Source organism: Methylomonas sp. 11b (assembly GCF_000515215.1).
GTDB lineage: Bacteria > Pseudomonadota > Gammaproteobacteria > Methylococcales > Methylomonadaceae > Methylomonas.
Genome location: NZ_KI911557.1, coordinates 4789650 through 4809518, shown reverse-complemented (window position 1 = coordinate 4809518; position 19869 = coordinate 4789650). Strand labels below are relative to the sequence as shown.

Here is a 19869-nt window from a genome sequence, read left to right as displayed (position 1 = left end):
CTCACTAATGTCTGTTGATCACGTTCTGAAATTAATCCAAGAAAACGACGTAAAATTTGTCGACTTCCGTTTCTGTGACACGCGCGGCAAAGAACAACACGTTACTTTCCCAGCGCACACTATCGACGAAGACACCTTTGAAGAAGGTAACATGTTCGACGGTTCATCCATCGCCGGCTGGAAACACATCAACGAATCGGACATGATTCTGATGCCCGACCCCAGCACAGCGGTTATCGATCCATTTTTCGACGACAAAACTCTGATCTTGCGTTGCGATATTATCGAACCGAAAGATATGCAAGGTTACGCTCGCGACCCACGCTCTATCGCCAAACGTGCTGAAGCCTATTTGCAATCTACCGGCATCGCCGACACCGCGTTCTTCGGTCCTGAAAACGAATTCTTCATTTTCGACGACGTCCGCTGGAACACCAGCATGGGCGGTTGCTCCTACCAAATCGACTCAGAAGAAGCCGGCTGGAACTCTGAAAAAGTGTACGAAAACGGTAACATCGGTCACCGTCCGGGCGTTAAAGGCGGTTATTTTCCCGTTCCACCAGTCGATTCTTTCCAAGACATGCGCTCTGCAATGTGTCTAGTTCTGGAAGAAATCGGCCAAACCGTTGAAGTACATCACCACGAAGTGGCAACTGCCGGTCAGTGCGAAATCGGCGTTAAATTCAACACGCTGGTTAAAAAAGCCGACGAAGTATTGGGCTTGAAATATGTGATTGCCAACATCGCTCACGCTTACGGCAAAACCGCAACCTTCATGCCTAAACCACTGGTTGGCGACAACGGCAGCGGCATGCACGTTCACCAATCCCTGGCTAAAGGCGGCGTAAACCTGTTCACCGGCAACCTGTACGGCGGCCTGTCAGAAACCGCGTTGTATTACATCGGCGGCATTATCAAACATGCTAAAGCATTAAACGCTATCACCAACCCATCAACCAACAGCTACAAACGTCTGGTTCCTGGTTTTGAAGCGCCTGTGATGCTGGCTTACTCAGCGCGTAACCGCTCTGCCTCTATCCGTATTCCTTACGTCACCAACCCTAAAGGTCGCCGTATCGAAGTACGTTTCCCGGACTCAACTGCTAACCCATACTTGGCATTCTCTGCCATGTTGATGGCCGGTCTTGACGGTATCCAAAACAAAATTCACCCAGGTGAAGCAATGGATAAAGACTTGTACGACTTGCCGCCAGAAGAAGAAAAAGCGATTCCACAAGTTGCTTTCTCTCTGGACGAAGCATTAGCCGCTCTGGATGCAGACCGTGAGTTCTTGACTCGTGGCGGCGTATTCACCGACGACGTAATCGATGGCTACATTGCACTGAAACAAGAAGATGTGACTCGTCTGCGCATGAGCACTCACCCAGTTGAACTGGATATGTACTACAGCCTATAGGTTTTAAGACTGTCTCAGGCAGTCCCAAGCCAACCCAAAACCCCGCAAGCCGCTTGGCTTAGCGGGGTTTTTTTGCCCCAAACATTCCCAACGAAACCCGTTGAAGCCCAAGTTTTTGCCCACTATTCCGAAATAGGCTAGGGGTGATGCCGATGCTAACCGCGAGCGACTTCATTGCGCCAATGGCTACCTGTCGCCCGTTGACTAAGAATTACAGCTTAAAGCTGCTTAGCTGTATGTCCGGAAAAGTGTCGACATATCAAACCGCTAGCAACAACGAGCTGGTGGTATTCGCGGGTCATCGGCTTTTATTTTGGGGCATTCCCGCCCTAATTGGTGCATAATCAGAATTCGGTTGATATAGAAAACAACCGGAAACACACCAGAAATGGTTTTTTAAAAGTTAAGAGTAATTTATGGCAGCATTAGTACAAGGCAAAGTTAAGTGGTTCAACGATGACAAAGGCTTCGGCTTCATTGAACAAGATGGTGGCAAAGATGTGTTTGTACACTTTAGCGTTATTCAAGGTAGCGGTCGCAAAACCTTGAGTGAAGGCCAAAGCGTCACCATGGAAGTAACCAGCGGAGCTAAAGGCCCACAAGCGGAAAACGTCACCCCTTTATAGTGGTCATTTGATTGCTATCGTAGCAAAGCATTGAAGCCGGGTAATACCGGCTTTTTTTGTGCCAAAATAAACCCGAACCAAAGCCCCCTATTTTATTTTTCACCCTCTCGAGGCATTGATTTTACTAGGCCCTTGTACTACAGCCTACGCGACGGGGCATATTAATTGCTTCGCTATCGAGGAGGGGATGCAGCCCCTTTACTCCAGACACTCTTTCCTCAGCACTATTTAGGTAACTATTATGGCTATCAGCGTCTTCGATATTTTTAAAATCGGTATCGGACCTTCCAGCTCTCATACTGTAGGACCCATGCGAGCGGCGATGACGTTTGTCAATAATCTGGAACAGCGAGGTTTTATTGGCGAGGTACAGCGCTTGCGCATCGAATTATTCGGTTCGCTTGGCGCGACAGGCAAAGGCCATGGCACCGATAAAGCGGTATTGCTTGGTCTGGAAGGCGAAGCACCCGACTTGATTGACCCTGCCATCATTCCGCAACGACTAGCGACTATCCGCGAGACCGGGGCAGTTAAGCTATTGCACCGCTACCCGGTGCCGTTCAACGAGAAGGCCGATTTGCTGTTTCAACGCAAAGTACTGCCCTATCACTCCAACGGCATGCGCTTTACAGTATTTGATGCAAACGGCGCCGAACTGCTACAAAGCGATTACTATTCGGTAGGTGGCGGATTTGTCGTGACCGACGCAGCTGCGGCCGCTGATCGGCTGAGCAATGACGATACCTGCCTGCCCTACCCTTTCAAAACTGGTGCAGCGATACTAAAACTGTGCGCGACGCATAACAAATCAATCAGCGACTTGATGCTGAGCAATGAAAAAGCCTGGCTGGGTGAAGAGGAAATCCGCCAGAAATTATTGAACATTTGGCAGGTGATGCAGGCTTGCGTCGAACGAGGCTTACATGAAGAAGGGGTTATGCCGGGCGGAATGAAAGTCAGGCGCAGAGCGGCCAATCTCTATCGGCAGCTGAGCGGCGAAATACCCCGGCAAACGCCAAGTATGCCGGTCGGAACGATGGAGTGGGTGAATTTGTTCGCACTTGCCGTCAGCGAGGAAAATGCTTCCGGCGGACGCGTGGTGACCGCACCCACCAACGGCGCTGCCGGCATCATCCCGGCGGTATTGCATTACTACTGGCGCTTTTGCGACGGCGCGAATGAGGAAGGTGTGATTCGCTTTTTACTGACGGCAGCTGCGATAGCGATCTTGTACAAAGAGAACGCCTCGCTATCCGGAGCCGAGGTCGGGTGTCAGGGCGAAGTCGGCGTTGCGTGCTCTATGGCGGCCGGTGCACTGGCCGAAGTATTGGGCGGCACGCCCGAGCAGGTCGAGAACGCCGCCGAAATTGGGATGGAGCATAACTTGGGTTTGACCTGCGACCCAGTCGGCGGTTTGGTGCAAGTACCCTGCATCGAGCGTAACGCGATGGGATCGGTAAAGGCTATCAACGCCGCGCGCATTGCCCTGCGCGGCGACGGCAAGCATTTCGTATCCCTGGACAAGGTAATCAAAACCATGCGCGAAACCGGCGCCGATATGAAAACCAAATACAAGGAGACCTCACGCGGCGGTTTGGCGGTAAATTTGATTGAATGCTGACAACTCAGGTGTATTCAAGCCCAAGATTTGTAGATTCGTTAAGACTCGCGCGTCTAACAAAAAGCCTGCCCAAACGAAACAGCAACGATCAGCAATTTCCGAACTTTAGACGATAGTAAAGTTAACCATGTGTTCGGAAATCGGTCGCTATATCCCCGTCGTCATAGATGGCCTGGCCTCTGCCAAGAATACCGTCCCGGCCTGACGCCGCGAATGCCATGATCTGGTCAGCCGTTTCCTGCGGAACTTGCAATTGATTGAGGCTGTTTTGCAACAGTTCCAATACCACATCGTAGTTATCGTCAATAGGCTGTAATCTTAAAAAATGGGAATGGCCGGGACAGAGCAGGGTCAAATGAGGTTTTTCGTCGCTACCGACAAGATCGCCGGTGACAAACATCTCCAAAAACGCAAAGTCTCGATTATTCACCAAACTGGGCTTGGCGTTCCCTCTGGCAAAAGCCGCAGCAAAATAATCATCAGCCAATTCGGACAGTTTTTTAGGCTCGACAGGTTCTGTGCTGAGCAACGCATTTACAAGTTGCTTTAACGGCTTGGCTTGTTCTTGGATAGGCCTAGAGTAAAAATATCGGTTGATTCGATAGTCATCAAGCATACTGGCGTAAAAAATATCCACAATCTTGGACACCAGGTTCTCGTCAATTTTTGGCAATAGTTTATTGTTCATCGTTTTATCCCCCGCTTTATAGTTAACCAGCTTATTTGCTTAAGTCAAATGCCGCATGAGTACGTCCCTTTCGCGTCTATTAAACGCAGCACTAGAGTATAAGTCCGATCCGGCAATATCCGCTTAAACGTTTTTCAAAAATCAGCAGCTGGCAGGCAGAGACATAGCATTTGAAAAAAAAATTTTAGCAAACAACATTAACGTCGAATGTTAAGTCCCTGAAGATGAATAACATTGAAAAACCGCGCGACAGATGTAGTTTAAAAACCACTTGAAATCCTCGTTTAACGTAGGAAAATCGCGCCCGAAGCGGCATTTTTATGACGCTGTTCACACTTTATTCGATAAAAAGAGGAGGCATTATGAAAATCGCACTTGTCGCTATGGCCGGAGTCACTATCGGCGCACTGATAGCTATTTCAGCTTTTCAATTATTGAAAGTCATTTTTCAAGAAATGTACAAAATGGCGGCTGAGGCTTGGTATAGCCCTGAGCAACATTAAAACTGCCTGAGCATTGTTGCGGGCCGGTTAAATGACAGACGAAAGCCGGCCAATTGCAGAACTGAACAAGCTGTAATGCCCATATAAAAAATGCCCCGCCGGTTTCCCGACGGGGCATTTTTGTTTTAATCGCGTTACTTTATCAATCCGCCTTGTTTAACACTCGTAGCGGATAGCTTATTTGACCGAATTATCAGTCGTTACCACCGAATACGCCCAACAATTGCAGCAAGCTGGTGAACAGGTTGTAGATGGACACATACAATGACACGGTGGCTAAAATATAGTTGGTTTCGCCGCCGTGGATGATTTCACTAGTTTGATACAAAATCATACCGGACATCAGCAACACGAACATCGCGGAAACCGCCAACGACAACGCAGGTACCGAAAATAAGATCGCCGCCAAACCCGCGAAGAATGCTACCAGCACGCCCACCATCAGGAAGCCGGCCATAAAACTAAAATCCTTGCGGGTGGTCAGCGCGTAGCCTGACAAGCCCAGGAAAATCACGCCGGTACCGCCCAGCGCGGTTAAAATCAGTTCATGGCCGTTGCTGAACGCGTGTATATACATGTTTAAAATCGGCCCCAGGGTCATACCCATGAAACCGGTCAACGCAAACACGAACACCAAGCCCAGTGCACTATTACTAAAACGGGTGGTTAAAAACAGCAGACCGAAGTAGCCTACCATGGTGATAATCAAACCCGGATGCGGCAAATCCAGCGTCATCGCTACCGCAGCCATAGCCGCGCTGAACAGCAGAGTCATCGATAGCAATAAATAAGTATTCTTTAAAACCTTATTGGTCGCCAGTATGCCGGCTTCCGAACGAGCAGTTGCAGTATTTAAACGCATGATCAGTTATCCTCTCAAAGTTACAAGTAATGCTATGACCGCGCAACGGCCCTAGAGTTTCAGGGCATTGTCGGTACCGTCTGCTAGTATACCTAAAGAAATTGCACATACGAGGTTAAATAGGACATGAGCCCCACCCCCTACGAGTTAATCGGCGGCGAGAATGCGTTGCGTAGCCTGGTCGACAGATTCTACTTTTATATGGATATACTGCCGGAAGCCCAGGGCATACGTGCTATGCACGCTCCCAGTCTAGCAGGCGCCAAAGACAAATTATTTAAGTTCTTCTCCGGCTGGCTGGGTGGCCCCAACCTGTTTATCGAAGAATTCGGCCACCCGATGCTGCGTGCCAGGCATTTTCCGTTTCCGATTGGCGAATCGGAGCGCGATCAGTGGATGCTCTGTATGAACAAGGCCTTGGATGAAATTGAGACGGACCCACGCCTGCGCGAAAACATCCGCACCGCCCTGCAACAACTCGCGACGCATATGATCAATCAAGAAGCCACGGGAAGCTGAAGCTCATGTCATTATCCAAACAATTGTTAATCCTGATTTCAGCGCTGTTTTTGATGATTTTCAGCGTCAATTTCGCGTTGAGCGTCAACAACATCAAGGACTACCTGGAAGGCGAATCGAAGAATCATGCCCAAGATACCGCCACCTCGCTGGGTCTATCCCTCAGTCCTTACATGGTCGATAACCACGATCCGGTGATTAAAACCATGATGAGCGCAATTTTTGATATGGGTTATTACAAGGAAATCAGGCTGGTCGATGCGGATAACAAAGAACTGGTGGCTCTAAGCAGCGACAAGCGCATAGAAGGCGTGCCGGACTGGTTTACCGAACTGCTGCCCATGACATCGGCGACCGCCGAAAGCGAAATCAGCTCGGGCTGGAACATGAGCGGGGTGATCTACGTCACGGTCAACTCCGGCTACGCCTATCTAAAACTGTATGAACAAGCCAAATCCGGGTTTTATTATTCGCTGGCAGCATTTTTATTGTCCATTGCCCTGCTGGCACTGCTTTTACGCGTCACATTAGCCTCGCTAAGAAAAATCGATCTATTGGCTCAGCAGATCAGCGACGGCCATTTTGAAAGCATCGAAGAATTGCCCTGGACCCGCGAAGTACGCAATGTCGCGGCATCCATGAACACCATGTCGCACAAAATAAAAACCACGATAGCGGCGTTGCATGGCAAGCTTGACCAAATGGGCGCCAGCCTGTTACGCGACGATTTGACGGGTCTGTATAAAAAAGCCGTGTTCGAAACCGACATGAAAAATTTGGCATTGGAAGGCGCGGATGCCTATGTGGTTTTGATAAAAATCGATAGCTTGGTCGATCTGGTCAAAGAGCGCGACAGCGACGTGATCGATCAATTCTTACAAGCGTTTGCCGCCATTCTGGAAAAAATCGCCGATCTTGCTGGAGCACAAGCCGGCAAAGCTTATCGATTCTACGGCGCCGAATTTGCACTGGTGCTGAAGATTGGGAATTCGGAACAATTGGAAGGGTTGGTAAAAACCCTGAGCAACGAAGTAACCGAATTGGGCGAACGTTACCAAAAAACCGATTTGGCCCACATCGGCGTGGTTGCTTTCAATCCGCTACTGACCACCGAAATTCTGTTGGAAGCCGCGCACGAAGCTTATGAACAAGCGCATCTGATCGGCACCAACAGTTATTTCATCCGCACCGGCGATAATTTAGCCCGCGATATTGCCACCTGGCGGGATTTGGTCTTCGACTGCGTCGACCACAACGGTTACTCAGTTTGGTATATAGGGCAGATCGCCGCATTCAGTAGCGGCGAACTGTTGATGGAAGAGGCTTTCATTCAGGTGCACGATAAACAGGGCGGCCTGGTGGCAATCGGTCCATTCATCTCGATTGCCGAAAAATTCGCCAAAATCGTCGATCTGGATAAAGGCGTCATTCGCATCGCGTTGGAGCATATTCGACATAATCATATCGAACATGCCATCGCCGTCAACGTATCGACCCGCACCATCAAAAACAGCGATTTCCGGCTCTGGTTGGAAAAACTAATCAAACAAAATCCGGCGGAAGCCAAAAAGCTGGTATTCAGCTTATCCGCTTATGCCGTCGTCAAGGATATAGACGCCTATCAGGCCTTCATAGAAACCGTGCATCACTGGGGCGCGCGGGTGATGATCAAACGCTTCGAAACCCAATCCATGTCGGCGGAATTGGTCAAACGCCTGAAACCAGACTTTATCCGTCTGGCCCGCGACATCGGCAACGGTATCGACAGTTCCTCGCAAAAGCACGCGTTCGTGCAAACCATGCAAGAAATTTCCACATTGCTGGATATTTCGATCTTGGCCGAAAACGTGCAGTCGGATAAGGATTATCGCCGCTTAAAGGCGATAGGAATCGTCGGTGCCAGCCGTTAATAAGGGCGCACTTAACGCTGCCGGATTAGCCGTTCTCTTCTTCAGCCTATGTTGCGGTGTTGCGCTGGCAGCCGGCCTATTAATCGATCAGGGCCTGCTGGATAAAGTCGAAAAAAAATACGGCTCGACAGCCAAGCAACGTTTCTTAGACTGGCAAAGCTTGATCGAGAACGGCAAAGGCTGGCCGGAAGCGACGAAACTGGAACGGGTCAACGACTTTTTCAACGGTAACGTCGAGTTTATTGACGATATTATCCTGTGGCAAAAAACCGATTACTGGGCAGCACCCACGGAGTTTCTGGCCAAAGGTGCCGGCGATTGCGAAGATTACTCCATAGCCAAATATTTTACCTTGGTGGAAATGGGCGTCGATGAAAGCAAACTGCGGATTACCTACGTAAAGGCTTTGGAACTGAATCAGGCACATATGGTACTGACCTACTTCGACTCGCCGCGCGCGGTACCCTTGGTGCTGGACAACCTAAAACCGAGCATCGTCCCGGCTACACAGCGCAGCGACTTACAGCCCGTGTACAGCTTTAACGGTACCGGCTTATGGCTTGCCAAAAGCAAAGGTTCCGGGCAACATGTCGGCGGTTCGGACCGCTTAAGCATGTGGACCGAGCTTAAATTAAGAATGCTGGAATCGCCTTTTTGAACAGCCAAACCGCCCCCTTACTTTACAGCCTGCGCCGCAGCGGCCGCGCCAAAATCACCCGCATCGTAGTCACCGCCGACAAAATAGAAGTGGTGGCACCGCTCAAAGTGTCCGAACGGCGCATTCAGGATTTTGTGCATGCCCAAAAAGACTGGATAGAAGCCGCGCTAAAACGCGTTGCTGGCAGAGTGCAAACCGCCGCGCCACGGCTAGCGCCGAGCGAGTACAGGGATGGCGCGCATGTGCCCTACCAAGGCCGCCGCTTACCGCTAAAAACCACCACCGGTAAAGCAAAAACAGTCCGCATCGAGTTGCTGAACGACGAAATGTTTTGGGTGAAATTACCGGCTGGAATTACCGATGAGCAACACTCCGCCCTGATTCAACAAGCTTTGACGCGCTGGATGAAAAACCAGGCCAAGCAGCAGGTAAAGCAATGGGTCGATCTACACGCGCCGCGCTTTGCCCTGTTTCCGCGCAGCATCCGCATCAAAACCCAAAAAAGCCGTTGGGGCAGCTGCGGTCCGAAAAACGACATCAATATGAATTGGCTGCTGCTGCTGGCTCCAGCCGCAGTTTTGGAATACGTGGTAGTCCATGAACTTTGCCACATCAAACACAAAAATCATTCTCCGGCTTTTTGGCAATTGGTTGGCGAACATCTACCCGATTTTAAGCAACGCCGGCTCTGGCTTAAACAACACGGCGCCAGCGTGATGCAAGGCTTGTAATGCTGAAAAAGCTGGGGTTTTATATTTTTGCGGCGTTATTTATCTTTGCCGGGCAATTTCTGGTCAATCAGGATTTAGTCAGCGGTACACCGCCGCTCATCGTGCAAACCACGCTGACCGGCGAAAACCCTATGCCACGCATAAGTAAAGGGCCGGCTGTGTTGTACTTCTGGGCGGAATGGTGCGGGATATGCCGAAGCATGCAGGGCAGCATCAGCAACATAATGCGGGATTATCCGGGCTTGACGGTAGCGGTGCGCTCCGGCGACGACAGCGCATTACAGAACTATCTAAACAACAAACAACTTAACTGGCCGGTTGTGAACGACAACAGCGGCAGTATCGGTCAACGTTACGGGATTAAAGGTGTACCAGCTGTGTTCTTCATTAACGCCACCGGCGATATTGTCTTTACGACGGTAGGCTATACGTCAGAATGGGGTATGCGTTTTAGACTTTGGCTGGCGGGATTGAGCTGACTTTATCGAAGCAACAATCTCGATCAATGATCGGCGTGTTCAGCCAAATCACCCAAGGCCGCCAACTCCCGCTCCAGCAGCTCGCTATCGCCCAGGTTGAGTTCCACCAATCGGCGTAAGTTGGAAATGCTGTCTATATCGATATGCACACACTTAAAACCCACCCTGTTGGCATCGGCATGGGTTGCCGCCACTTCCATACTAATACTGATTTCTTCGGATAAATCGAATTTCAAGGAATATAAAGCATCGGCCTGACCGGCTAAGGGCTGCTCTAAATCCAACAGACAACCGCGCAAGGACAGATCGATAATTTTGCAAGGATAGGTTTGACCCGAACCGGTTAAAACAGCCCCTGTATGGTAAAAAATCCTGTGAAAACGGCGTTTATCATCGTTTTTTTCAAATGTCATACGCTTAATCCAAGAAAAATTGCATTGAGGTACTGTCAACGACAATCACATCGTTGCGTTGCAACTGCACGGTGCGGTCGCCCAAGGGCTCGTCGTTAATCGCCAGGCCCTCATGCCCTTGCAGGGCGGAAAGGAAATAACCGTCCTTACGCCTAGCTATCACAATAACCCCTGCACCTTCGTGGCCCAGGCGCGTCATGGCTTTCTTCAAGCGCAGAATTCGACCGATATGCATGCCGTTTAATACTTGCAAATTGGCTTCGGGCGATTTTACGGCTTCTTCCAGCTTCTCATTTAACGCCCGCACATCCGCATCGCCAAAGTCGGCAGGCGTGGATACCAGGACTTTTTCCGAAAATTCATCGGTAGTGTTGTAGACGATATAGTGTTTGCCGATGTTGATGATGTCGTTGTTTTGCAGGCTCCATTCTTTGGTGTGCTGATCGTTTACCAACAGCGGAAATTTTTCGTTCAATTGCTTGAGTACGCAAGTGCCGTCTTTAATCACGGCAACGGCATGCGCGGGCGCGACGGCAAGACTATCAACCACTAGGTCATTGGTTTCATCACGACCAATATGCACTACACCAGAATCAAAAACACCTGTATGGATTGCATTGTCTTTAAAATAAACGGTAAATTTCGCCATCTCTGTTGTTCAAGTAATCCCTGCGCCCGGCTAGTAGTATAGCCATTAAAGCCGAGCTTGCAGATTAATCAATAATTATTTTGATATTACATTATTTTATAAATCCAAACCTATGATAGCCAAAGACTATTTGCATGCGCCTAACCTCTGCGCGGTGCCCGAATAAATTAAATATACAGTCGCCAAGCGGCGCGCCATGTGGCAACATCCTCGGTTAGACTTTCCCATTAATACATAAGTCATCGATCATGAATCCGACTCAGTCCCATCCGCAAAGCGAACCCGTTATTTCGCAAGACATCTATATTGCCGGCGTCGACGAGGGTAACGGTAAATCCTTGATCATGCTGGCGATCATCGAAATGTTATCCGGCTACGCGGACAATATCGGTTTTTTTCGGCCGATTATTCAAGGCGATACCGACAAAGACGATTTGATTCAATTCATTAGCCACCGCTATCAACTCCCCACCCCATACGAAGCCATGTATGGCTGCACCAGCGCGGAAGCCCGGCAATTTTTGGCCGCCGAACAATACGACGAACTGTTGAAAACGATTCTGGCCAAATACCGGGCCTTGAAGGCCCGTTGCGATCATGTGCTCTGCGTCGGCAGCGACTATCGACACGGCAATGCCATTTTCGAATTCGATTTCAACGCCGATGTAGCCAACAATCTGGGCTGCCTGATGATGCCGGTTATGCAGGGCGAAGATCTTAGCGACGAACAAATTTTAAACGGCTTGGCCAGCCTGAAACATTCCGTACACGAACACGACTGCGAATTGCTGGCCACGGTCATCATCGGTGTCGCGCAAAATCAAATTGCCAGCCTGCGCCACAGCTTAAATCATTCCAGCGAATTCCCGGTGTACGTGGTGCCCGCCGAATCGTCCCTGGAAAAACCCACCATCGGCAACATCGCCAAAGTCATCGGCGCCAAAGTATTTTGCGGTGAAAACGCGACGATGAGCCGCGAGGTGTATCACTACAAAGTCGCGGCGATGTTGGTGCCGGACTTTCTGGATTATGTGGAAACCGGCGATTTGGTGATTACGCCGGGCGACCGCTCGGATATCATCATGGCCAGCCTGATGGCCTACAACTCCAGCAACTATCCGCAGATTGCCGGCTTATTATTAACCGGCCATCAACAACCGGCCCCGCAAGTGCAAAAATTGATCGACGGCCTGGGCGATACGCCGTTCGCAGTGCTCGGTGTCGATTCCGACACCTTCACCACGGCGTTACAAGTCAGTCAGGTCACCGCCCGCCTGCATTCTCAAGATGATCGCAAAATCGCCACTGCACTGGGATTAATCGAAAGCAACATCAATATGGTGGAACTGCGGCTGCGTCTGTGCAGTAAGGTTTCGCATAAAATTACGCCGCTGATGTTCGAGTACGATTTATTGCAGCGCGCTAAAGCCAGGAAGCAACATATCGTGCTACCGGAAGGTAACGAAGAACGCATCCTGCGCGCGGCGGAGATTTTGCTGCTGCGCGATGTGGTGAAAATCACCCTACTGGGTAACGAAGCCGAGATCCGCCAGAAAATTCAGGCCATGGCCTTGAAGATGGACAATGTCAACATCATCGACCCGATTAAATCGGATCTGCGGCCGTTGTTCGCGGAAACCTATTACCAAGCCCGTAAACACCGGTGCATCGTTTACGATACCGCCTTCGACCTAATGGCCGATCCCAGTTATTTCGGGACATTGATGATACATCTCGATTACGCTGACGGCATGGTCTCCGGTGCGGTGCATTCGACGCAACATACCATTCGTCCAGCCTTCGAAATCATCAAAACCAGGCCCGGCGCGTCAATTGTTTCCAGCGTGTTTTTTATGTGCCTGGAAGATCGCGTATTGGTTTACGGCGATTGCGCAGTGATCCCCAATCCCAACGCCGCGCAATTGGCCGACATCGCCATTAACGCCGCCGAAACCGCACGAATGTTCAACATTGAGCCGCGGGTTGCGATGCTGTCCTACTCCACCGGCGAATCCGGCAAAGGCGAGGCGGTGGATAAAGTCAGAGACGCCGTCAAAATCGCCCAAAGTCTGCGTCCGGACCTCCTGCTGGAAGGCCCGATGCAATACGATGCCGCCGTGGACGCCAGCGTCGCTAAAACCAAACTACCCGACAGCCAAGTCGCCGGCCGCGCCACCGTATTAATTTTTCCGGACCTCAATACCGGCAACAACACTTATAAAGCGGTGCAGCGTTCCTCCGGCGCAATCGCCGTCGGCCCTATCCTGCAAGGCTTGAACAAACCAGTCAATGATTTAAGCCGCGGCTGCACAGTAACAGACATCGTCAACACAGTCGTCATCACCGCGATTCAAGCCCAGGAAGCCGACAAAACATGATGCAAAAAACCCTATTAAGCAGTTTGCTGTTCTGCATGCTGAGCTTTAACTCACTGGCGCAAACCCGCATCGCCGTGCTGGATTTTGAATTGAAAGACCTAACTCTGGCGCCCGGCGTCCCCGCTGAATTGCAAAGAACCGCGTCAATCAAACCGCTGCTGGAGCAAGAGTTAAAGCGCGCCGGCTATGTAATCGTAGCCATACCGGACCAGGTACAGCAAGCCGCCAACAGTGGCGTCGGCTATTTATTCGACCATGCCGATGCCGCCGCGCAACTGGGCAAGCAATTTCAAGCCGATTACATTTTGGTTGGACGGCTACACAAACCCAGCTTTTTATTCGCTTATCTGATGGGGCGCTTGGTCAAGGTAGCCGATGGCAAGTTGATCGGCGACTACATTTCCGAATCCAAGGGCCCCAACGCCAGTCTGACCATCAAAGCCGTGGAAAGCCTGACCACTAAAATCGACCATGATCTGGATCGCCAATATACCCCGCCGCCACCGGCGAAACTTGCCCATTAATCGCCTCACACTTTCGAGATATTCATGAAAATTCTGGTGCTTAACGCCGGCAGCTCATCGGTCAAATACAGCTTATTCGAGATGTCTGATCGCTCGGTATTGATCGCAGGTATCATCGAACGCATCGGCGAAGATGCCGCTAGCCATAGTTATGCGCTGGCGAATAATGACCGGACACACGACGAAATCAGCTGCCGCAACCATCAACAAGCCTTGCAGTTGCTGTTCGAAACGCTGGCAGCTTGCGGCGTGTTGAAGGACCGTCGGGAGTTGGCCTGCATTGGTCATCGAGTCGTGCATGGCGGCGAACATTTTCGCGAACCGGCGTTAATCGATACGCAAGTCATGCAGCACATTGCCGAGGTGATTCCGCTGGCACCGTTGCATAACCCCGCCAATCTGTTGGGAATCGAAGAAGCCATCCGGCAAATGGGCGAGACGCCACAAGTCGCGGTATTCGATACGGCATTTCATCAAACCCTACCGGATTATGCCTACCGCTATCCCCTTCCCGACCATCTTTATGCGGAACATGGGATAAGACGCTACGGTTTCCACGGCACTTCGCACCGTTATGTTGCCGAGCAAGCTGCGCAGTATCTCGGCAAATCGGTGTCGGCGACCAATCTAATCACGCTGCATCTCGGCAACGGCGCCAGCGTCACAGCGATCCAAAACGGCCGGAGCATCGATACATCGATGGGCATGACACCGCTGGAGGGTTTGATGATGGGCAGCCGCTGCGGCGACATCGATCCGGCAATCCATTTTTATCTGAGCCGCACGCTGAATATGTCCAAAGACGCCATTGAAACCTTGTTAAATAAAGAAAGCGGCTGCAAGGGTATTTGCGGCGAAAACGATATGCGGGCGATACACCGGATGGCCGAAGCCGGCGACGAACAGGCAAAGCTGGCTTTAGCGATGTACGCCTATCGCATTAAAAAATACGTCGGCGCTTATTTTGCGGTGCTGGGCCGAGTCGATGCCTTGGTATTTACCGGCGGCATCGGCGAGAACGATGCCTGGCTGCGCGAACAAGTCTGCCTTGATATGACCCTCTTTGGGATTGCGATAGACCAGGAAAAAAACCGAAAACCGGTGAGACCATGCGACAGCATCAATCCAGCCAACTCCGGAGTGGCGATATTGGTGATTGCCACGAACGAGGAATTGGAAATTGCAATCCAGGCCCAGCAATGTCTGGAACAGCCGCACACCCTAAATTAGCAGGGCGCAGGCGCAAATTGCTCTGCGTTATCAACACCGCCTGGAATAAGTATTTCCTTTCGAGGCGCACAGAAACATTTCCGTAACATTTCAACCATATGATTCGAGAGCGATCCATATCGCCCTTCGGGATTATTGCTGTCAGGTTTGTTGTTTTCACAACGAATCAAACTTAAATCACCCAATAAGCCACAAGAAGACGATGTAAAAACTAACGAGATAATATTGCATCCACGGCTGTTATAATATAACATCTTTGCACATCATTCCTGACTGCGTTACTTCTCATGAAAAAAACCGCTGCCCTGATTTTAATGCTGCCATCGCCGGTTTTGATGGCCGAAGAACCTGCGATACAAGCAATGGACGAAATAATTGTCACAGCACCGCTACAAGACAAAAAGTCGGACAGCGCGGTACCGGTCACCGTGCTGAGCGATGACGATTTACGGATGAAAACCGGCCACAGCATCGGCGATACTTTAAAAAACGAACTGGGCATCAGCAGCCAATCCTTTGGCCCCGGCGTCGGTACCCCGGTTATCCGAGGTCAAGCCGGCCCCAGAGTGCGGGTCTTGAGCAACGGTATCGGCAGCAATGATGTCTCGGCAATCAGCCCGGACCACGCCACCAGCGTGGAACCGCTATTGGCCGAACGAATAGAAGTCCTGCGCGGCCCGGCTACACTACTGTATGGCAGCGGTGCGATGGGCGGCGTGGTTAACGTCATCGACAACCGCATCCCCGGCCGCCAGTTCGACAAACTGGTAGGTGCCGCGCTCGAGCAACGTTTCGATTCCACCTCCGACGAAACCAGTACCACCATGAAAGTCGAAGGCGGCAAGGACAACATCGCGTATCACCTGGACGGCTTTTATCGGCATCGCAACAATCTGGACATCGGCGGCAGCGGCATAGACACCGCCAAAGTGGCCATCACCGATCCCAGCTTGGAGATTGTCGATAACCCCAAAGGCTATCTGAACAACACCGGCGCCGAAGCGATCAGCGGTTCGGCCGGCTTGTCCTGGATCGGCGCGCCTGGCTTCGCCGGGGTATCCATCAATAACCTAAACAACAATTACGCCATCGCTCCTGACGGTACCGGCGACGAAACCGTGCGCATCGCGATGCGGCAAACCAAGTACGATTTTAAGAGCGAACTGAACAATCCATTCCGCTTCGCGAAAAGCCTGCGGACCCGGCTTGGATACACCGATTACCAACACACCGAAATCGCCAACGGCGAACCCGGTGCTTATTACACCAACCAGTCCTACGAAGGCCGCATGGAATTGGCTCACCAGGATCTGGGACCGCTGCGCGGCGTGGTGGGTTTTCAAGCCCAGGCCAGCGACTTTAATGCGATCGAAAAACTCACCGGCGACAGCATCGTGCCACGCTCGGACATTGTCAGTTACGGTGTCTTCGCTGTGGAATCTTTCGACCTTGGCGCGGTGACTTATCAGCTGGGCACCCGCGTCGAACAAACCGATATTCGCCCGGACGGTTTTGCCAATCTCAGCTATACCCCGGTCAGCGCCTCGGCTTCCGCTGTATGGAAACTGGATAATCGCAACAGTTTGAATCTGGCAGTGACTCGCTCCTCGCGTGCCCCGCAGGTCCAGGAACTGTTGTCCGACGGTTACCACGACGCCACCCGCAGTTACGACAGAGGCGACCTGGGTTTGCGAGAAGAAACCTCCTACAACCTGGACTTGGGCTACCGCTTCAAAACCGACTGGTTACGCGCCGAATTCGACTTATTCCACAACTGGGCTAGCGATTATATTTTCCAGCAACGCAGCGGCGAATTCGTCGATCAAGACGGCAATCCTTGCGTAGCGGATTGTGTGCCTTTGGTCACCAGCGGACAACACGACGCTATCTTCAAGGGTTATGAAGCCAAACTGATCGTGCCTATGATGGAAAACCATGTCGGCTTGTTGGAGATGACCCTATTCAGCGATTACACCCGCGGCGAATTTCTCAACGGTAGCGACGTACCGCGCATGCCACCGTTACGCTACGGCCTGCAACTGGATTTCAACCGGGAGAAATTGTCCACTTATCTGCGCTTCACCCGAGCAGAATCTCAGCCCCATGCCGGCGATTTCGAAACCTCCACTGCCGGCTATTTCTTGCTGAATGTAGGCGCCAACTATCAAATCAAGGCCTATAAAGACGCCAAGCTCATGATATTCGCCAAAGGTAATAACCTGCTGGATCAAAACATCCGCAACTCGACATCGTACTTGCGAAATTTTGCCCCGGAAGCAGGACGCGGCGCGGAAGTAGGTTTTAGAGTCAGTTATTAGAACCGCTGAAATCGGCGCTGTCCTTACCAACAGCGCCTTTTTTTGACCGCCATAACGCTACAATATAACATCAGAATCACCATGACTCTTAGACACGCCCCAGCTAATCAACTCCCTGTCACCGTGCTATCCGGCTTCCTCGGTGCGGGTAAAACCACCTTGTTGAACCACATCCTCAACAATCGGGAGAATTTAAGGATAGCCGTGATTGTTAACGACATGAGCGAGGTGAATATCGATGCGGCGATGGTCAAAAACCAAGTACAACTGAATCGTGGCCAGGAAAAACTGGTCGAAATGAGCAATGGGTGCATTTGCTGCACGCTACGCGAGGACTTGCTGATCGAGGTCGGCAATTTGGCCAAGGAAGGCCGTTTCGATTACTTGGTAATCGAATCCACCGGCATTGCCGAGCCGCTGCCGATTGCGGAGACCTTCACGTTTCGCGATGAAGCCGGGACGAGCTTATCCGACCATGCCCGCCTGGATACGCTGGTCACCGTAGTGGACGCGGTCAACTTTATGCGCAATTACCTGGAAGCCTTGAGCTTAAAAGAAACCGGCGAGTCACTGGGCGAAGATGACGAACGTAACGTCGCCGATTTACTGGTCGATCAAATCGAATTTGCCAATATCATTCTGATTTCCAAAATCGATCTGATCGCCAGCGACGAGATCGGCAATCTAAAAGCCTTGTTGCACAGTCTTAACCCCGACGCGGAAATCGTGCCTATGGTGATGGGACAGGTGGATTTGCATAAAGTCCTCGACACCGGATTGTTCGATTTCGAAAAGGCCGAGCAAGCCCCGGGCTGGCTAAAGGAATTACGGGGCGAACATACACCGGAAACCGAAGAATACGGCATAGGCAGCTTCGTTTACGCCGCCCGTCGCCCCTTCCATCCGCAGCGGTTCTATGATCATCTGCACGCCGGCGAATGGGATAACGGCACATTGCTCCGTTCCAAAGGCTTCTTCTGGCTGGCGTCGCGCCCGGATCACGCCGGCAGCTGGTCACAGGCCGGCGGCGTGATGCACCATGGTTTGGCCGGTCGCTGGTGGGCGGCAGTGCCGCGCCAGGGATGGCCGCAAGACTATCTGCCGGATATCCAGTCGCAATGGGCCGAACCCTACGGCGACTGCCGCCAAGAACTGGTATTCATCGGTCAAAATGTCGACATCGACAAAGTGCGCCGCGAGTTGGACGAATGCCTGTTAACTGACGCCGAACTTGCAGCCGGTCCGGCGGTTTGGCGACACTATCATGATGAATTTCCACAATGGTTTGCCGATGGCTAGTATCGACGGCTATCTGCATATCATCGGTATTGAATGGTTGCTTATTCTGGCAATTGTCTTGCCCTTGATTGACAGACCGCCCGCAAAACGCGTGCTATCAAAACTCTTTTTAAGTGTGTTGGGCTTCATGCTGACGCATTTCGCCACCCATGCTTTGCCGGACAAATTAGCCCGATTTATTTACAGCTCTCAGCACGAATACCACTCGCTCAAATCTAAGGCACCCTATCGCACATGACTATCGCTATCAGTACTATTGCCGGCGCCATTGCGGCCTGTCTCGCCGTCAGCATTTGCTCGTTGTCCAGCGTATTTGCATTATGGCTGAAACCCGACGTCTTGAATCGGGTAGTGCCCTATCTGGTCGCACTAGCAGTCGGAGTACTCTTAGGTGATGCTTTCATTCATTTGATACCCGATGCCATAGACCGCCACGGCAGCGTCAGCGACGTCTGCCTGACGGTGTTGATTGGTGTATTCGGCTTCTTTGTGTTGGAAAAACTGGTGCGCTGGCGGCACGATCATAACGTCGACACCACGCCAACGGGCGGAGAGGTTATGCCATTGGCTAAAATGAATCTGATCGGCGATGCCATGCACAACTTCGTCGACGGCATCTTGATCGCCGGCAGCTTTCTGGCCGATCCGGCCCTGGGATTGACCACCACCTTGGCCATTATTGCCCACGAAATCCCGCAGGAACTCGGGGATGTCGGCGCCCTGCTGCGCGGCGGCTATTCACCCAAACAAGCCGTACTCTACAACTTTTATTGCTCGCTGACCGTTTTGCCGGGAGCGATCTTTACCTTATTACTCAGCCAGTTGGCAGAATCGTCCTTGTCGCTGTTATTACCCATCGCTGCCGGCGGTTTTATTTATATCGCCACCTCCGATCTGATTCCGGCATTACACGAACCTTGCAATTTTCCCTGCCTGAGCGGACAAACCGCCGCTTTTGGTTTCGGAATTGTGTTCATGCAATTCATTGTATTTTTCGAACAGTTCCTGATCGCTAGTTAAGGAGTTTTTTGTGTTTGCTCGCAT

20 protein-coding genes are annotated in these 19869 nt (G+C 51.3%); 16 read left to right on the top strand and 4 right to left on the bottom strand.

Features of this window, described 5'->3' with window-relative positions:
• Positions 1 to 7 precede the first annotated feature (7 nt).
• The 3 genes from glnA (at position 8) to METH11B_RS0123100 (ending at position 3664) form a co-directional block, all read left to right on the top strand.
• Positions 8 to 1417, top strand: a complete 1410-nt coding sequence (gene glnA, locus METH11B_RS0123110) for a glutamate--ammonia ligase (RefSeq protein ID WP_020485489.1) — start codon at positions 8 to 10, stop codon at positions 1415 to 1417.
• Between the two features lie 416 nt (positions 1418 to 1833).
• Entirely contained in the window at positions 1834 to 2043 is a 210-nt protein-coding gene (locus tag METH11B_RS0123105) for a cold-shock protein (protein WP_020485487.1), read from the top strand.
• A 241-nt stretch (positions 2044 to 2284) separates the two neighbouring features.
• The gene (locus METH11B_RS0123100; RefSeq protein ID WP_026604072.1) at positions 2285 to 3664 is read left to right on the top strand and encodes an L-serine ammonia-lyase; all 1380 of its coding nucleotides are present in this window, start codon (positions 2285 to 2287) and stop codon (positions 3662 to 3664) included.
• 121 nt (positions 3665 to 3785) lie between these two features.
• Here METH11B_RS0123100 and METH11B_RS0123095 read toward each other — a convergent pair whose 3' ends face one another.
• Complete coding sequence (locus METH11B_RS0123095) at positions 3786 to 4352, bottom strand: hypothetical protein (RefSeq protein WP_026604071.1); 567 nt, start codon at positions 4350 to 4352, stop codon at positions 3786 to 3788.
• A 362-nt stretch (positions 4353 to 4714) separates the two neighbouring features.
• Between METH11B_RS0123095 and METH11B_RS0123090 the strand changes: the two genes are divergently transcribed.
• Positions 4715 to 4855 (top strand): hypothetical protein, encoded by a 141-nt coding sequence (locus METH11B_RS0123090; RefSeq protein WP_155931185.1) that lies wholly within the window; start codon positions 4715 to 4717, stop codon positions 4853 to 4855.
• 193 nt (positions 4856 to 5048) lie between these two features.
• Here the strand turns inward: METH11B_RS0123090 and METH11B_RS0123085 are convergent, their stop codons facing one another.
• Positions 5049 to 5717, bottom strand: a complete 669-nt coding sequence (locus METH11B_RS0123085) for a Bax inhibitor-1/YccA family protein (protein ID WP_026604070.1) — start codon at positions 5715 to 5717, stop codon at positions 5049 to 5051.
• Between the two features lie 126 nt (positions 5718 to 5843).
• Between METH11B_RS0123085 and METH11B_RS0123080 the strand changes: the two genes are divergently transcribed.
• From METH11B_RS0123080 to METH11B_RS0123060, 5 genes are read left to right on the top strand one after another with little or no spacing between them, the layout of a single operon-like run.
• Positions 5844 to 6236, top strand: coding sequence for a group II truncated hemoglobin (locus tag METH11B_RS0123080; RefSeq protein WP_026604069.1), 393 nt, complete (start codon positions 5844 to 5846; stop codon positions 6234 to 6236).
• A 5-nt stretch (positions 6237 to 6241) separates the two neighbouring features.
• Positions 6242 to 8146: a bifunctional diguanylate cyclase/phosphodiesterase gene (locus METH11B_RS0123075; RefSeq protein WP_026604068.1), complete on the top strand. Its 1905-nt coding sequence runs from the start codon at positions 6242 to 6244 to the stop codon at positions 8144 to 8146.
• Positions 8133 to 8804 (top strand): transglutaminase-like cysteine peptidase, encoded by a 672-nt coding sequence (locus METH11B_RS0123070; protein WP_026604067.1) that lies wholly within the window; start codon positions 8133 to 8135, stop codon positions 8802 to 8804. The genes METH11B_RS0123075 and METH11B_RS0123070 overlap by 14 nt, the downstream gene beginning before the upstream one ends.
• Entirely contained in the window at positions 8801 to 9535 is a 735-nt protein-coding gene (locus METH11B_RS0123065; RefSeq protein ID WP_026604066.1) for a M48 family metallopeptidase, read from the top strand. The genes METH11B_RS0123070 and METH11B_RS0123065 overlap by 4 nt, the downstream gene beginning before the upstream one ends.
• The gene (locus tag METH11B_RS0123060) at positions 9535 to 10014 is read left to right on the top strand and encodes a protein disulfide oxidoreductase (protein WP_026604065.1); all 480 of its coding nucleotides are present in this window, start codon (positions 9535 to 9537) and stop codon (positions 10012 to 10014) included. Before METH11B_RS0123065 ends, METH11B_RS0123060 begins: the two co-directional genes overlap by 1 nt.
• A 23-nt stretch (positions 10015 to 10037) precedes the next feature.
• Here METH11B_RS0123060 and METH11B_RS0123055 read toward each other — a convergent pair whose 3' ends face one another.
• Positions 10038 to 10427: a PilZ domain-containing protein gene (locus tag METH11B_RS0123055; RefSeq protein ID WP_020485476.1), complete on the bottom strand. Its 390-nt coding sequence runs from the start codon at positions 10425 to 10427 to the stop codon at positions 10038 to 10040.
• Positions 10428 to 10431: 4 nt separating this feature from the next.
• Entirely contained in the window at positions 10432 to 11076 is a 645-nt protein-coding gene (locus METH11B_RS0123050) for an FHA domain-containing protein (RefSeq protein WP_026604064.1), read from the bottom strand.
• Between the two features lie 248 nt (positions 11077 to 11324).
• Here METH11B_RS0123050 and pta point away from each other — a divergent pair, with 248 nt between their 5' ends.
• From pta to METH11B_RS0123015, 7 genes are all read left to right on the top strand, one after another.
• Positions 11325 to 13454, top strand: a complete 2130-nt coding sequence (gene pta, locus METH11B_RS0123045; protein ID WP_026604063.1) for a phosphate acetyltransferase — start codon at positions 11325 to 11327, stop codon at positions 13452 to 13454.
• Entirely contained in the window at positions 13451 to 13978 is a 528-nt protein-coding gene (locus tag METH11B_RS0123040) for a DUF2380 domain-containing protein (protein ID WP_026604062.1), read from the top strand. The genes pta and METH11B_RS0123040 overlap by 4 nt, the downstream gene beginning before the upstream one ends.
• A gap of 24 nt (positions 13979 to 14002) precedes the next feature.
• Positions 14003 to 15208, top strand: coding sequence for an acetate/propionate family kinase (locus METH11B_RS0123035; RefSeq protein ID WP_026604061.1), 1206 nt, complete (start codon positions 14003 to 14005; stop codon positions 15206 to 15208).
• 287 nt (positions 15209 to 15495) lie between these two features.
• Positions 15496 to 17526, top strand: a complete 2031-nt coding sequence (locus METH11B_RS0123030; protein ID WP_026604060.1) for a TonB-dependent receptor — start codon at positions 15496 to 15498, stop codon at positions 17524 to 17526.
• An 81-nt stretch (positions 17527 to 17607) separates the two neighbouring features.
• Positions 17608 to 18825 carry a zinc metallochaperone GTPase ZigA gene (zigA, locus tag METH11B_RS0123025; RefSeq protein ID WP_036276373.1) on the top strand — a complete coding sequence of 406 codons (1218 nt, stop codon included), beginning with the start codon at positions 17608 to 17610 and terminating at the stop codon, positions 18823 to 18825.
• The gene (locus tag METH11B_RS0123020; RefSeq protein ID WP_231499658.1) at positions 18791 to 19063 is read left to right on the top strand and encodes a hypothetical protein; all 273 of its coding nucleotides are present in this window, start codon (positions 18791 to 18793) and stop codon (positions 19061 to 19063) included. The genes zigA and METH11B_RS0123020 overlap by 35 nt, the downstream gene beginning before the upstream one ends.
• Positions 19060 to 19845 (top strand): ZIP family metal transporter, encoded by a 786-nt coding sequence (locus tag METH11B_RS0123015; RefSeq protein ID WP_026604057.1) that lies wholly within the window; start codon positions 19060 to 19062, stop codon positions 19843 to 19845. The genes METH11B_RS0123020 and METH11B_RS0123015 overlap by 4 nt, the downstream gene beginning before the upstream one ends.
• Positions 19846 to 19869 lie beyond the last annotated feature (24 nt).

Excerpts from the sequence above, each read along its gene's own strand:
- glnA (WP_020485489.1), top strand. The coding sequence starts at position 8 with ATGTCTGTTGATCACGTTCTGAAATTAATCCAAGAAAACGACGTAAAA.
- METH11B_RS0123105 (WP_020485487.1), top strand. The coding sequence starts at position 1,834 with ATGGCAGCATTAGTACAAGGCAAAGTTAAGTGGTTCAACGATGACAAA.
- METH11B_RS0123100 (WP_026604072.1), top strand. The coding sequence starts at position 2,285 with ATGGCTATCAGCGTCTTCGATATTTTTAAAATCGGTATCGGACCTTCC.
- METH11B_RS0123095 (WP_026604071.1), bottom strand. The coding sequence starts at position 4,352 with ATGAACAATAAACTATTGCCAAAAATTGACGAGAACCTGGTGTCCAAG.
- METH11B_RS0123090 (WP_155931185.1), top strand. The coding sequence starts at position 4,715 with ATGAAAATCGCACTTGTCGCTATGGCCGGAGTCACTATCGGCGCACTG.
- METH11B_RS0123085 (WP_026604070.1), bottom strand. The coding sequence starts at position 5,717 with ATGCGTTTAAATACTGCAACTGCTCGTTCGGAAGCCGGCATACTGGCG.
- METH11B_RS0123080 (WP_026604069.1), top strand. The coding sequence starts at position 5,844 with ATGAGCCCCACCCCCTACGAGTTAATCGGCGGCGAGAATGCGTTGCGT.
- METH11B_RS0123075 (WP_026604068.1), top strand. The coding sequence starts at position 6,242 with ATGTCATTATCCAAACAATTGTTAATCCTGATTTCAGCGCTGTTTTTG.
- METH11B_RS0123060 (WP_026604065.1), top strand. The coding sequence starts at position 9,535 with ATGCTGAAAAAGCTGGGGTTTTATATTTTTGCGGCGTTATTTATCTTT.
- METH11B_RS0123055 (WP_020485476.1), bottom strand. The coding sequence starts at position 10,427 with ATGACATTTGAAAAAAACGATGATAAACGCCGTTTTCACAGGATTTTT.
- METH11B_RS0123050 (WP_026604064.1), bottom strand. The coding sequence starts at position 11,076 with ATGGCGAAATTTACCGTTTATTTTAAAGACAATGCAATCCATACAGGT.
- pta (WP_026604063.1), top strand. The coding sequence starts at position 11,325 with ATGAATCCGACTCAGTCCCATCCGCAAAGCGAACCCGTTATTTCGCAA.
- METH11B_RS0123040 (WP_026604062.1), top strand. The coding sequence starts at position 13,451 with ATGATGCAAAAAACCCTATTAAGCAGTTTGCTGTTCTGCATGCTGAGC.
- METH11B_RS0123035 (WP_026604061.1), top strand. The coding sequence starts at position 14,003 with ATGAAAATTCTGGTGCTTAACGCCGGCAGCTCATCGGTCAAATACAGC.
- METH11B_RS0123030 (WP_026604060.1), top strand. The coding sequence starts at position 15,496 with ATGAAAAAAACCGCTGCCCTGATTTTAATGCTGCCATCGCCGGTTTTG.
- zigA (WP_036276373.1), top strand. The coding sequence starts at position 17,608 with ATGACTCTTAGACACGCCCCAGCTAATCAACTCCCTGTCACCGTGCTA.
- METH11B_RS0123020 (WP_231499658.1), top strand. The coding sequence starts at position 18,791 with ATGATGAATTTCCACAATGGTTTGCCGATGGCTAGTATCGACGGCTAT.
- METH11B_RS0123015 (WP_026604057.1), top strand. The coding sequence starts at position 19,060 with ATGACTATCGCTATCAGTACTATTGCCGGCGCCATTGCGGCCTGTCTC.